Raw genomic sequence first — 12,794 nt, 5'->3', positions numbered from 1 at the left:
TCGCGGCCTGTCCCACCTGGAGCGACGATGAGCCTGACCCACCGCGACGAGGCCCTTGCGCTCGACGCTGCCGATCCGCTGGCGGCCTTGCGTGATCAGTTCGATCTGCCGCCGGGCATCTACCTGGACGGCAACTCGCTCGGCCAGTTGCCGCGCCGCACGGCGGCCCGGGTGGCTCAGGTCGTGAGCCAGGAGTGGGGCGTCGACCTGATCCAGAGCTGGAACAAGGCCGGCTGGATCGCCCTGCCCACGCAGGTCGGCGACAAGATCGCCCGGCTCATCGGCGCCGGGCCGGGCCAGGTGCTGGCGGCCGATTCGACCTCGATCAATCTCTACAAGGTGCTGGCGGTTGCGTTGCAGCTGGCGCTGAGCGACGAGCTGGGATCGGCGTCGGAGCGACGCCGCATCGTCTCCGAGCGCGACAACTTCCCGACCGACCTCTACATCGCCGAAAGCCTGTGTCGCCAGCTCGGCTTCGAGCTGGTGCTGGCCGATGTCGACGAGATCGCCGGCCTGCTCGACGAGCGCGTGGCGGTGCTGATGCTCACCCAGGTCAACTACCGCACCGGCCAGCTGCACGACATGGCCGCCGTGACCGCGCAGGCCCATGCGGCCGGGGCGCGGGTGCTGTGGGATCTGGCGCACAGCGCCGGTGCCGTGCCGGTTGATCTGCTGGGCAGCGGGGCCGACTTCGCGGTTGGCTGTGGCTACAAATACCTCAACGGCGGGCCCGGTTCGCCGGCCTTCCTGTGGCTGCATCCGCAGCATCTGCGCCGTCTCGATGACGAAGCGATCTGGCAGCCGTTGTCGGGCTGGCTGGGCCATGCCGCGCCGTTTGCCTTCACGCCCGACTACCGTCCAGCGCCGGGCATCGCCCGCTTCATCTGCGGCACGCCGTCACCGCTGGCGCTGGCCGCACTGGACTGCGGCGTCGACACGGTGCTGGCGGCCGACGCCTTGGGCGGCATGGCCGCGCTGCGGCGCAAGTCGCTGGCCCTGTCTGACCTTTTCATCGAGCGGGTCCAAGCCCGTTGCGCCGGACAGGGCCTGAGCCTGGTGACGCCGAGTGAGCAAGCCCGGCGTGGCAGCCAGGTCAGCTTGCGGCGCGACGAGGGCGGCTACGCCATCGTGCAGGCGCTGATCGCGCGCGGCGTGGTCGGCGACTACCGCGAGCCCGGCATCCTGCGTTTCGGCTTCACGCCCCTGATGCTGCGCTTTGTCGACGTCTGGGACGCGGTCGAGCAGCTGGGCCAGGTGCTGGATGCCGGCGAGTGGCGCGACGAGCGCTTCCAGCGTCGCGCGGCGGTGACCTGACGGGCGGCGGGCAGGGCGCCGGTCCTTGCGGCAAACTCGCCGCCGTCGCATGTTTCCCCTTCTGAAGGACCCCGCATGAACCTCGTCACCCTGGGCCGCAGCCCGCTGCAAGTCACCCCGATCTGCCTTGGCACGATGACCTTTGGCGAGCAGGTCGGCGAGGACCTGGCCCATCGCATCCTGGACCACGCGGTCGAGCGTGGCATCAACTTCATCGACACGGCCGAGATGTACGCCGTGCCGCCGCGCCGCGAGACCTATGGCGCGACCGAAGCCATCATCGGCAACTGGCTGGCCGCCCGGCCCGGCCTGCGCGAGAAGCTGGTCATCGCGACCAAGGTGGCCGGCCCGTCGCGCGGCATGGACTGGATCCGCAACGGCAGCGCCGACCTCAGCGCCGACGACATCGTGCGGGCCTGCGAAGCCAGCCTGCGCCGGCTGCACACCGACGTCATCGACCTCTACCAGATCCACTGGCCGGTGCGCCATGTGCCGATGTTTGGTGCGCTGTACTTCGACCCCGCGCGCGACAAGGCCAGCAGCTCGGTGGAGGTCCAGCTCGAAGCCCTGCAGCGCCTGGTGCAGGCCGGCAAGGTCCGCGCCATCGGCCTGAGCAACGAGACGCCCTGGGGCGTCAGCGAGTTTGTCAAGGTGGCCGAACGGGCCGGTCTGCCGCGTGTGGCCACCGTGCAGAACCCGTACTGCCTGATCAACCGCGTGGTCGACAACGGTCTGGACGAGGTGTTGTGGCGCGATCAGGTCTCGCTGCTGGCCTACTCGCCGCTGGGCTTCGGCCTGCTGACCGGCAAGTACGACGCGCTGGGCCTGTACGACCCGGACAAGCCGGGCCGGCTGGCCCTCTTCGACAGCATGAAGAAGCAACGCTGGGGCCGCGCCGAATCGCTCGATGCTTCGCGCCGCTACAACGCGCTGGCGCGGGCCCACGGTCTGACGCCGACCCAGCTCGCGCTGGCCTTCTGCTACCGGCGCTGGAGCGTCGCCAGCACCATCATCGGCGTGACCAGCGTGGCCCAGCTCGATGAGGACCTCGACGCCTGGAGCGTGCAGCTCGACGAGGCCGTGCTGGCCGAGATCGACGCGATCCGCTGGACCTTCCGCGATCCGGGGCAGTGATGTCTCGGTGAAGGCGCCGAGAACGTCCGCCCAAGGCGCCGCGTGGTCAGCGCGGCACCAGCGACGGATCGATCGGCGCGGCCTCGCGCAGCACGCAGCGTCGGGCCTGGCAGGTGGCGCCGGGGTCGGGCAGGACGTTGCAGGTCGACATCCGGCCGCTGGCGCGGTGTTCGGCTTCGCGGACCTGGGCGTGCTGGCGGGCGAGGTCGGCCAGAGCCTGCTGGCGGGCCGGCGAGGTCACCGTCTTCACGGACCAGGGCAGGTAGGCCTCGGGGCCGCCGCAGGACTTCTGGCCGATCGGCAGGGTGCGGCAGTCGCTGTCTTGCTGGCAGCTGGGTGAGCCGATGGCCTGTTCGATGCGCTGCTGCAGCGCAGCCGCGCTGTGGTCCGCACCCAGGACCGGCGGGCTGGCGCAGGCGCCCAGCACGCAGGCGAGGGTGAGGGCGAGGGCGCCGTTCAGGCCGCCGTGGCGGAGGGCGTGGCGTCGAAGAGGGTTCGTCATGGCTGGACTTTAGCGAGCCGACCCGCGACGACAATGCCGCCTCGCTTCAGATGAATCCAAACGTTTCCCGATGAGACTGCTGCTTGCCCCGATGGAGGGCCTCCTGGATGCGCCGCTGCGCGACGTGCTGACCCGCGTCGGCGGCGTCGACCGCTGCGTGTCGGAGTTCATCCGCGTCACCGGCACGCTGTTGCCGGAACGGGCGCTGCTGCGGGTCGTCCCTGAACTGGCCCACGCCAGCCGCACGCCGGCAGGCGTCCCGGTGCGTCCGCAACTGCTGGGTTCGGACGCGGCCTGCCTGGCCGACAACGCCGCCCGGCTGGCCGAGATGGGTGCCGAGGGCGTCGACCTGAACTTTGGCTGTCCGGCGGCGGTGGTCAACCGTCATGGCGGCGGTGCCGCCCTGTTGCAGGACCCGGCACAGCTGGCGCCGCTGGTGGCCGCCGTGCGGCGCGCCGTGCCGGCCCATCTGCCGGTGTCGGCCAAGATGCGGCTGGGCTATGCCGACGACAGCCTGGCGCTGGACTGCGCCCGGGCGCTGGTCGACGGCGGGGCCACCGAACTCGTCGTGCACGGCCGCACCAAGGCGCAAGGCTACCGGCCACCGGCCTGGTGGGACCGCATCGCGGCGGTGCGCGAGGCGGTCGGCGTGCCGGTGGTCGCCAACGGCGAGATCTGGACCGCCGCCGACGCCCTGCGCTGCCAGCGCGAGAGCGGCTGCACCGACCTGATGCTCGGCCGCGGCATCGTCGCCGACCCGGGCCTGGCTTGGGCCGTGCGGGCGGCGTTCGCGCCGGCCCCGGGTCAGCCGGGTGGCTGCGACTGGGCCACGCTGGAGCCGCTGCTGCAGGTCCACTGGCAACGCATCGAACCCCGGGTCGCGCCGCGCCACCGCGCCGGCCGCCTCAAGCAATGGCTCAATCTGCTGCGCCGGGTCCACCCCGAAGCGCAAGCCGCTTTCGACGAGCTGCGCACCGTCAACGACCCGCGTGCCATCGAGCCGGTGCTGCGGCGCGGCTGGCTGACCGGCCCGTTGAATGCGCAAATGCACGCGCCGATCCACGCGCCGGTCAGCCTGACGATGTCACCGCCCGTTGCAGGCGGGGCGGAACTGCCGGTGCGCCGCGTGGATCCCACCTGGACCTCAACCCCCACACCCCCATCCGATGAAGGCCAAGCTGTCGATGAAGCCGATGTCCTGTTCTGACCTGAAGAAGCCTTTGTTCGTGTTCGCCTGCCTGGGCGGCTTGCTGATGGCCGCGCCGGCCTGGAGTCAGGCCACGTCCGACACCGCCGCCAGCGGCGCCGGCCTGGGCGACAAGGCCCGCGAGGCCGGCGGTGCCATCGCCCGCGACGCCAAGACCGCCGGCAAGGCCGTGGCCGAAGGGGCCAAGGGCGTGGGTGGCGCGGCGGCCTCGGCGGCCAAGGAAGTCTGGGGCCTGGCCAAGGACGGCGCCAAGGCGGTCGGCGCGGCGGCCAGCTCCGGCTACCGGGCGGCCAAGAAGGAGATCGTCGGCAGCGGCGGCCAGAGCCCCGCGCCGGTCGAAGACCGCAGCGGTTCGCGTTGAGCGCCGGCACGGACCGGCAGGCGGTCCTGGCCCCCGAGCCGCCGTCGACCCTGATCGACACCGCCAAGGCGCTGGCCTCGCAGCTGATCGTTGCCCACCACCTGGTGATCTACGGCCCGATGAGCCGGCAGGTCCAGCCGCTGGCGCCGGACCTGTGGGCCTGGCTGGCCGATCCGGCCCGGCAGGTGGTGCAGGTCTTCCTGGTGATCGCCGGCTTCCTGGCGGCCCGTTCCTTGATGCCCACGCCGGCCGCTGCCGGACGCGTGGGCATGGCCCGCTTGCCACGTGTGCTGCGAGATCGGGTGATGAGGCTGGCGCCGGTCTACTGGCTGGCCATCGCGCTGGTGCTGCTCACCTCGGCCGTCGCCCGCATCGGGATGGACGATGCCGACACGCCCGCGCTGCCGCAGCTTCCCCAGCTGGCGGCCAATGTGCTGGCCCTGCAGGACGTGACCGGTCAGGACGCGCTGTCGGCCGGGCTCTGGTATGTCGCCATCGACCTGCAGCTCTATGCCTGTCTGGCTTTGTTCGGGGCCGTCGCCGGCTGGCGGACACGGCTGACGGCGCAGACCCGCGCGGTGCTGGTCGTCCTGGCGATGCTTGGCCTGGTCGGGCTGTCGCTGCTGCTCGTCAACCGCTTGCCGGACTGGGATGCCTGGGCGCCGTATTTCTTCGGCGCCTACGGCCTGGGCGTGCTGGCGCATTGGCTGGGCCGCATGAGCCAGCCGGCCTGGCGCGGCATCGGCCTGGCGGGCCTGTGTGTGCTGGTGGGCGTGGCCCTGGTGGTGGACTTCCGCTCGCGCATCGCGGTGGCCGGGGCCGTCGCGGTGCTGCTGGTCCTCAGCCCGGCCTGGTTGAGCTGGCTGGGCCTGACGCGCCCGCCGCTGCGCGCCCTCATGGCCTGGCTGGCGCGGCTGTCCTACGCGGTCTTCCTGCTGCACTACCCGATCAGCCTGGTGGTGGCGACGGCGGTGACGGCGCTGGCACCGGACTCGCTCGAACTCAACCTGCTGGGCCTGATCGGCACCTGGCTGTTGACGCTGGCCGCCGCCCAGGTGGCCGAGCGGCGCATCGGCGCCTGGCAACAACGCCGCCGGACGCGCCGGGACGATGTCGTCCTCGCCGCCCGGCGTGGCGCGGTGCCGGTGACCGGTTGATCGCTTGACCGCTTGACCTGATTCAGCCCAGCGGCCCGCTGCGGGCCAGCGCGCCGGCCACGTCGGCGCGCAACTGGCGCAGCGCGGCCAGCTCGGCCTCGGGGGCGGCCAGGGCCGACCACAGCAGGTCGACCAGCTGCGCGGCGGCCTGGTCGATGTCGGGTGTGCGGCCCTGCGCGATCACCTCCCACAGCAGGTGCTCCATCGGTCCCAGCACCAGCGCCCGCAAGGTGCGCAGTGGCATGTCCGCGCGCACCTCGCCGCTGGCCTGACCACGCGCCAGCAGGTCCATCAGCGGCGCGGTGTAGCGGCGCTGCAGTGGCAGGAAGCTGTCGGCCAGCTCCTGCCCCGGTCCGCCTTTGGATCGACCTTCGGACAGCACCAGCGCGCACAGACCCGTGCCCTGCACCAGGAAGAGGTGCAGGTGGGTGCGGATCAGGAAATGCAGCTGGACACGGATCGGCTCGCCGCGTGGCAGCCCGCCTTCCATCGCCGCGATGATCTCGTCGTACCAGTCGCCGATGACCCGCACGCACAGCTCGCGCTTGCCGCGGAAGTAGGTGAACACGGTCGCCTCGCTGATGCCCAGGCGCTGCGCGATCTCGGTTGTCGTGGTGCGCTCGTAGCCCTTCTCGGCAAACACCTCGCGGCCGGTGCGCAGGATGTCGCGGATGCGCTGCTCGCTCTTGGCGCTGGCCGGCGCGCGGCGGGTCGCGCGCGGGGCAGCGGGGGCGGTGGCGCTGGTGGTGGCGTTGGCGAGAACGGCGCTGTCGTTGGGCATGAATTGAGTATCACTCAGAAATGCTTGTGCGACACCCTTCGTGCTGCTAGATTGGCGTCCGGTTCAGGGCTGTACGTCGGCCTTGTCAGGGTTTGTATTGAGTCATGCTCAAGACCGCCGTTACCGCGCGGCCGGGCACAGGAGACACCGCATGTTCGAGTCCACCTTCCAGTTCAACCATGGCGAGGACATCGCCGCGCTGCGCGAGGCAGTGCGTGACTTCGCCCAGCACGAGCTGGCGCCGCGCGCCGCCCAGGTCGACCGCGACAACCTGTTCCCGGCCGACATGTGGAAGAAGCTCGGCGACCTGGGCGTGCACGGCCTGACGGTCAGCGAGGAAGACGGCGGCACAGGCATGGGCTACCTCGCGCACATGGTGGCGATGGAGGAGATCAGCCGCGCCAGCGCCTCGGTCGGCCTGAGCTATGGCGCCCACAGCAACCTGTGCATCAACCAGATCAACCGCAACGGCACGGCCGAACAGAAGCGCAAATACCTGCCCGGCCTGATCGCCGGCACCCAGGTCGGTGCGCTGGCCATGAGCGAGCCGGGCGCCGGCTCCGACGTCGTCAGCATGACGCTGCGTGCCGAGCTGCGGGGCGACCGTTATGTGCTCAACGGCAGCAAGATGTGGATCACCAACGGCGGCGACGCCGACACGCTGGTGGTCTACGCCAAGACCGACCCGCAGATGGGCGCGCGCGGCATGACCGCCTTCCTGATCGAGAAGTCCTTCAAGGGCTTCAGCAAGGGTGAGCACCTCGACAAGCTGGGCATGCGTGGCTCCAACACCTACCCGCTGTTCTTCGACGGCTGCGAGGTGCCGGTGGAGAACGTGCTGGGCGGCGAGGCGAACGTTGGGCAAGGCGCCCGTGTCCTGATGAGCGGCCTGGACTACGAGCGCGTGGTCCTGAGCGGCGGCCCGCTGGGCATCATGGCCGCCTGCCTCGACGTGGTCGTGCCCTTCGTTCACGAGCGCAAGCAGTTCGGCCAGAGCATCGGCGAGTTCCAGCTGATGCAGGGCAAGCTGGCCGACATGTACAGCACCTTCCAGGCCTGCCGAGCCTATGCCTATGCGGTGGCGCAGGCCTGCGACCGCGGTGACCACTCGCGCGCGCTGCGCAAGGACGCGGCCGGCGTCATCCTCTACACCGCCGAGAAGGCCACCTGGATGGCCGGCGAGGCGATCCAGGCCCTGGGCGGCGTGGGCTACACCAACGACTACCCGGTCGGCCGCCTCTGGCGCGACGCCAAGCTCTACGAGATCGGCGCGGGCACCAGCGAGATCCGCCGCATGCTGATCGGGCGCGAGCTGTTTGCCGAAACCTGCTGATCCAGCGACCCCAGCCGGGAGCCACCATGGCCACATCCGTCTCTGTCCCCGTCTCTGTCCCCGTCTCTGTCCCCGTCTCTGTCCCCGTCTCCGAATCCGACTCGAACCCCGCACCGCGCCTGAGCCTCAGCGAGGACCACGGTCGCACCGACCTGCCGCTGATCACGCAGACCCTCGGCGCGTTCTTCGATGCGATGGCCACACGCCAGCCCGACCACGAGGCGCTGGTCAGCGTCCACCAGGCTCAGCGACTGAGCTACCGCCAGCTGCAGATCCGCGTCGATCAGCTCGCCAGCGCGCTGCTGCGTTCGGGCCTGCAGCGCGGCGAGCGCATCGGCATCTGGTCGCACAACAACACCGAGTGGGTGCTGATGCAGCTGGCCACGGCCAAGGTCGGTCTGGTGCTGGTCAACATCAACCCGGCCTACCGGGTGGCCGAGCTGGAATACGCGTTGACCAAGGTCGGCTGCGTGGCGCTCGTGACCATGGCGCAGTTCCGCACCAGCGACTACCTGGCGATGCTGCGCGAGGTGGCACCGCGCCTGCCGCTGCTGCGCTGGGCGGCCTGGATCGACGTGGCCGGGCAGGGCGACGATCAGCCCGGCCTGCTGCGTTTCTCCGAACTCATCGCCCGGGGCGATGCGGCCGATCCGCAGGTGGCCGCAGTGGCTGCGACGCTGGACGCGCACGACCCCATCAACATCCAGTTCACCAGCGGCACCACCGGCTTCCCCAAGGGCGCCACGCTGACGCACCACAACATCCTCAACAACGGCCACTTCATCGGCGAGGCGATGAAGCTCACGCCGGCCGACCGGCTGTGCATCCCCGTGCCGCTCTATCACTGCTTCGGCATGGTGCTGGGCAACCTGGCCTGCCTGACGCATGGCGCGACCATCGTCTACCCGAACGACGGCTTCGACGCCCTGAGCGTGCTGCAGACCGTGCAGGCCGAGCGCTGCACCGGCTTGCACGGCGTCCCGACCATGTTCATCGCTGAACTGGACCACCCGCGCTTCGCCGAGTTCGACCTGTCCTCGCTGCGCACCGGGATCATGGCCGGCTCGCCCTGCCCGATCGAGGTGATGAAGCGCGTGGTCAGCCAGATGCACATGGCCGAGGTCACGATTGCCTACGGCATGACCGAGACCAGCCCGGTCAGCTGCCAGAGCTCGACCGACACGCCGCTGGCCCAGCGTGTGGCCTCGGTCGGCACGGTGCAGCCGCATCTGCAGATCCGCATCGTCGACCCGGAAACCGGCGCGGTCGTGCCGGTGGGCGAACGTGGCGAGTTCTGCACCCGCGGCTATTCGGTCATGCACGGCTACTGGGACGATCCGGCGCGCACCGCCGAGGCCATCGACGCCGAAGGCTGGATGCACACCGGCGACCTCGCCACGATGGATGCCGACGGCTACGTCAACATCGTCGGGCGCATCAAGGACATGGTCATCCGCGGCGGCGAGAACGTCTACCCGCGCGAGATCGAGGAGTTCCTCTACCGCCATCCCAAGGTGCAGGACGTCCAGGTGGTCGGCGTGCCCGATGCGCGCTATGGCGAGGAACTCTGCGCCTGGGTGGTCGTCAAGCCCGGCGTGCAGACGGGCCCCGAGCCGCTGACCGCCGACGAGCTGCGGGCCTTCTGCCAGGGCCAGATCGCGCACTACAAGGTGCCGCGTCACATCCGTTTCGTCGAGGGCTTCCCGATGACCGTGACCGGCAAGATTCAGAAATACAGGATCCGCGAGGCCATGAAGGCCGAGCTGGGCCTGTCGGAGGAGAAGACCGCATGACGACGCTTGTGAGCAAGCTCAACCCGCGCTCGGCCGAATCCCAGGCCAATGCCGCCGCGATGCGGGCACTGGTCGAGGACCTCAACGTGCAGCTCGCCCGCATCGCCCTGGGCGGCGGCGAGGTGGCGCGCGCGCGGCACCTCTCGCGCGGCAAGCTGCTGCCGCGCGACCGCGTCGAAGGGCTGCTCGATCCGGACACGCCCTTTCTGGAGATCGCCCCGCTGGCGGCGATGGGCGTCTACAAGGAGAAGGACGGCAGCGATTCCGCGCCGGCCGCCGGCGTCATCGCCGGCATCGGCCGGGTCAACGGCGTCGAGTGCGTGATCGTCTGCAACGACGCCACCGTCAAGGGCGGCACCTACTACCCGCTGACCGTCAAGAAGCACCTGAGGGCGCAGGAGATCGCGCAGCAGAACCGCCTGCCCTGCCTCTACCTGGTCGACTCCGGCGGTGCCAACCTGCCCAACCAGGACGATGTCTTCCCCGACCGCGACCACTTCGGCCGCATCTTCTACAACCAGGCCAACCTGAGCGCCCAGGGCGTCCCGCAGGTGGCCGTGGTGATGGGCTCCTGCACGGCGGGCGGCGCCTATGTGCCGGCCATGAGCGACGAGACCATCATCGTCAAGAACCAGGGCACGATCTTCCTGGGCGGTCCGCCGCTGGTGAAGGCCGCCACGGGCGAGGTCGTCAGCGCCGAGGACCTCGGCGGCGGCGATGTGCACACCCGGTTGTCGGGCGTGGCCGACCACCTGGCCGACAACGACCTGCATGCGCTGGCGCTGGCGCGCCAGATCGTCGGCAACCTCAACTGGCGCAAGGACAACCCGCTGCGCACGGTGGCCCCGCGCGCACCGGCCTGCGACCCGGCCGAACTGCTGTCGGTCATCCCTACCGATACCCGCAAGCCCTTCGACGTGCGCGAGATCATTGCCCGCATCGTCGACGCCAGCGAATTCGACGAGTTCAAGGCCCGCTACGGCAGCACGCTGGTCTGCGGCTTCGCCCACATCGAAGGCATGCCCGTGGGCATCGTCGCCAACAACGGCATCCTGTTCACCGAGAGCGCCAACAAGGGCGCCCACTTCATCGAACTCTGCTGCCAGCGCAAGGTGCCGCTGGTCTTCCTGCAGAACATCACCGGATTCATGGTTGGCCAGAAGGTCGAGAACGAGGGCATCGCCCGGGCTGGCGCCAAGATGGTCACCGCGGTGGCCTGTGCCAACGTGCCCAAGTTCACCGTGATCATCGGCGGCAGCTTTGGCGCCGGGAATTACGGCATGTGCGGCCGCGCCTACAGCCCGCGCTTCCTGTGGATGTGGCCGAACGCGCGCATCAGCGTGATGGGCGGCGAACAGGCCGCCAGCGTGCTGGCCACCGTCAAGCGCGACGGCATCGAGGCCAAGGGCGGCGCCTGGTCGGCCGACGAGGAAGAGGCCTTCAAGTCACCGATCCGCCACCAGTACGAGGTCCAGGGCCACCCCTACTACGCCAGCGCCCGCCTGTGGGACGACGGCGTCATCGACCCCACCGACACCCGCCGGGTGCTGGCACTGGGCCTGTCGGCCAGCCTGAATGCACCGATCCCGGATGCGAAGTTCGGGGTGTTTCGGATGTGAGGGTCTGGCGTACGATACACACGATACGCTGGAGTCATACACATCATGCGCACCAACATCGTCATCGATCCCGACTTGCTGGACGCCGCCATGAAGGCGGGTCCCTACAAGACCAAGAAGGAGGCCGTCGAAGCCGGGCTGAGGCTGCTCGCGAGGCAGGCGAGCTACCGGGAGATCCTGAAATGGAAGGGCAAGCTCAAGTGGGAAGGCGACGAGGACATCGACTGGACGCAGCCCCGGGTCGAGGACGAGGTGACGCCGGCCGAACGGCCCGAGACCGTCGAGGAGCCGGCCGGACGCTATCAGGTCAAGGCTGAAGCAAAGACCAGGACCAAGGCGGGCTCGCGTGCTCGTCGTTGATTCCAGCGTCTGGATCCAGCTTTTCCGTGGCGATCCGCCGACCTTGCCATCCCTCGAGCTGGAGCGACTGCTGGCAAGCGGCGGGGTGCGTCTCGTGGTGCCTGAACTGGTGCTCTACGAAGTGCTTCGTGGCTTCGTGCCGGAAGCGACGTACCGCCGAGCGCGTGTGCTCATGGAGAGCCTGGACATCGAGTCGACGGGAGGCCATCAGCTGGCCTTGCTCGCGTCCCACCACTATCGCCAGCTGCGTTCGAAAGGCATCACCGTGCGCAGCGCCATCGACGTGTTGATCGCCACGTTCTGTATCGAGAACGACTACATGCTGCTGCACAACGACCGCGACTTCGACGCTTTCGCCCAGCACTGCGGCCTGCGCGTCTGGCAACACTGAATCCTTGAATGCATCCGGCCCATGACCACCACCCTCGACATCCGCCGCACCCGCCCGCACGTCGCCGAGGTTCACCTGAACCGCCCCGACTTCCGCAACGCCTTCAACGACGCGGTGATCGCCGAGCTGAGCGCGGCCTTCGCGGGCTTTGCCGCCGAACCCGAGTTGCGCGTGGTCGTGCTGGGCGGACATGGCAAGGCCTTTTGCGCCGGTGCCGACCTGAACTGGATGCGGGCCATGGCCGACTACAGCTGGGACCAGAACCGCGCCGATGCGCAGGGCCTGGCCGACATGCTGTGGACGATCCACCGCTGCCCCGTGCCGGTGATCGGCCGCATCCACGGCGACTGCTATGCCGGTGGCGTGGGGCTGGCCGCCGTCTGCGACATCGTGGTGGCGGGCGAGGGCGTGGGCTTCTGCCTCAGCGAAGCCAGGCTCGGCCTGCTGCCGGCCACCATCGGCCCCTATGTCGTGCAGGCGATCGGCACGCGGGCGGCGCAGCGCTATTTCACGACCGCCGAGCGCTTCGACGCGGCCGAGGCGCGCCGCATCGGTCTGGTCCACGAGGTCTGTGCGGCCGATCAGCTCGATGCGCGGGTGCAGGCGCTGGTCGACACGCTGGTGGCCAACGGCCCGGCGGCTGTGCGGGCCTGCAAGCGGCTGGTGCAGGACCTCGCCGGCCAGCCCCTCAGTGCCGAGCTGCGCGCGGACACCGCACGCCGCATCGCCGACATCCGCGGCAGCGCCGAAGGCAAGGAGGGCGTGTCGGCCTTCCTGGGCAAACGCAGCCCGGGCTGGCTCATCACCTGAGCCCGCCGCAGCACCATCGATCGCAACGACCG

Annotated in this window: 13 protein-coding genes; 11 read left to right on the top strand and 2 right to left on the bottom strand. The window is 69.8% G+C overall.

The features are described from left to right. Positions 1 to 33: 33 nt before the first annotated feature. The gene (gene kynU / locus EV685_RS00960; protein WP_130480909.1) at positions 34 to 1,314 is read left to right on the top strand and encodes a kynureninase; all 1,281 of its coding nucleotides are present in this window, start codon (positions 34 to 36) and stop codon (positions 1,312 to 1,314) included. Positions 1,315 to 1,389: 75 nt separating this feature from the next. After that, the gene (locus tag EV685_RS00955) at positions 1,390 to 2,448 is read left to right on the top strand and encodes an aldo/keto reductase (RefSeq protein ID WP_130480130.1); all 1,059 of its coding nucleotides are present in this window, start codon (positions 1,390 to 1,392) and stop codon (positions 2,446 to 2,448) included. A 46-nt stretch (positions 2,449 to 2,494) separates the two neighbouring features. On the opposite strand, the gene EV685_RS00950 is transcribed toward EV685_RS00955, so the two are convergent. Continuing rightward, entirely contained in the window at positions 2,495 to 2,950 is a 456-nt protein-coding gene (locus EV685_RS00950) for a hypothetical protein (protein WP_130480129.1), read from the bottom strand. Between the two features lie 70 nt (positions 2,951 to 3,020). Between EV685_RS00950 and EV685_RS00945 the strand changes: the two genes are divergently transcribed. Genes EV685_RS00945 through EV685_RS00940 form a run of 3 tightly spaced genes read left to right on the top strand, consistent with a single transcriptional unit; the run spans position 3,021 to position 5,675 of the window. Continuing rightward, complete coding sequence (locus EV685_RS00945) at positions 3,021 to 4,157, top strand: tRNA dihydrouridine synthase (RefSeq protein ID WP_130480128.1); 1,137 nt, start codon at positions 3,021 to 3,023, stop codon at positions 4,155 to 4,157. Then, positions 4,117 to 4,518, top strand: coding sequence for a hypothetical protein (locus EV685_RS20515; protein WP_165396679.1), 402 nt, complete (start codon positions 4,117 to 4,119; stop codon positions 4,516 to 4,518). Before EV685_RS00945 ends, EV685_RS20515 begins: the two co-directional genes overlap by 41 nt. Beyond that, positions 4,515 to 5,675, top strand: a complete 1,161-nt coding sequence (locus EV685_RS00940) for an acyltransferase family protein (protein WP_165396678.1) — start codon at positions 4,515 to 4,517, stop codon at positions 5,673 to 5,675. The genes EV685_RS20515 and EV685_RS00940 overlap by 4 nt, the downstream gene beginning before the upstream one ends. 22 nt (positions 5,676 to 5,697) lie before the next feature. On the opposite strand, the gene EV685_RS00935 is transcribed toward EV685_RS00940, so the two are convergent. Further along, positions 5,698 to 6,456, bottom strand: coding sequence for a TetR/AcrR family transcriptional regulator (locus EV685_RS00935; RefSeq protein WP_130480126.1), 759 nt, complete (start codon positions 6,454 to 6,456; stop codon positions 5,698 to 5,700). Between the two features lie 151 nt (positions 6,457 to 6,607). On the opposite strand from EV685_RS00935, the gene EV685_RS00930 reads away from it, so the two are divergent. Genes EV685_RS00930 through EV685_RS00905 form a run of 6 tightly spaced genes read left to right on the top strand, consistent with a single transcriptional unit; the run spans position 6,608 to position 12,762 of the window. Next, positions 6,608 to 7,789 (top strand): isovaleryl-CoA dehydrogenase, encoded by a 1,182-nt coding sequence (locus EV685_RS00930; RefSeq protein WP_130480125.1) that lies wholly within the window; start codon positions 6,608 to 6,610, stop codon positions 7,787 to 7,789. Positions 7,790 to 7,815: 26 nt separating this feature from the next. Beyond that, positions 7,816 to 9,582: an AMP-binding protein gene (locus EV685_RS00925; RefSeq protein WP_130480124.1), complete on the top strand. Its 1,767-nt coding sequence runs from the start codon at positions 7,816 to 7,818 to the stop codon at positions 9,580 to 9,582. Continuing rightward, positions 9,579 to 11,201, top strand: coding sequence for a carboxyl transferase domain-containing protein (locus EV685_RS00920; protein ID WP_130480123.1), 1,623 nt, complete (start codon positions 9,579 to 9,581; stop codon positions 11,199 to 11,201). The genes EV685_RS00925 and EV685_RS00920 overlap by 4 nt, the downstream gene beginning before the upstream one ends. A gap of 45 nt (positions 11,202 to 11,246) precedes the next feature. After that, on the top strand, positions 11,247 to 11,561 hold the full coding sequence (locus tag EV685_RS00915) for a type II toxin-antitoxin system VapB family antitoxin (protein WP_130480122.1): 315 nt from the start codon (positions 11,247 to 11,249) through the stop codon (positions 11,559 to 11,561). Beyond that, positions 11,548 to 11,952, top strand: coding sequence for a type II toxin-antitoxin system VapC family toxin (vapC, locus tag EV685_RS00910; protein ID WP_130480121.1), 405 nt, complete (start codon positions 11,548 to 11,550; stop codon positions 11,950 to 11,952). Before EV685_RS00915 ends, vapC begins: the two co-directional genes overlap by 14 nt. A gap of 21 nt (positions 11,953 to 11,973) precedes the next feature. Then, on the top strand, positions 11,974 to 12,762 hold the full coding sequence (locus EV685_RS00905) for an enoyl-CoA hydratase/isomerase family protein (protein ID WP_130480120.1): 789 nt from the start codon (positions 11,974 to 11,976) through the stop codon (positions 12,760 to 12,762). Positions 12,763 to 12,794: the final 32 nt, after the last annotated feature.

Source organism: Sphaerotilus mobilis (assembly GCF_004216565.1).
Classification (GTDB): domain Bacteria; phylum Pseudomonadota; class Gammaproteobacteria; order Burkholderiales; family Burkholderiaceae_C; genus Sphaerotilus; species Sphaerotilus mobilis.
This window is presented reverse-complemented; position numbering and strand designations above follow the sequence as displayed.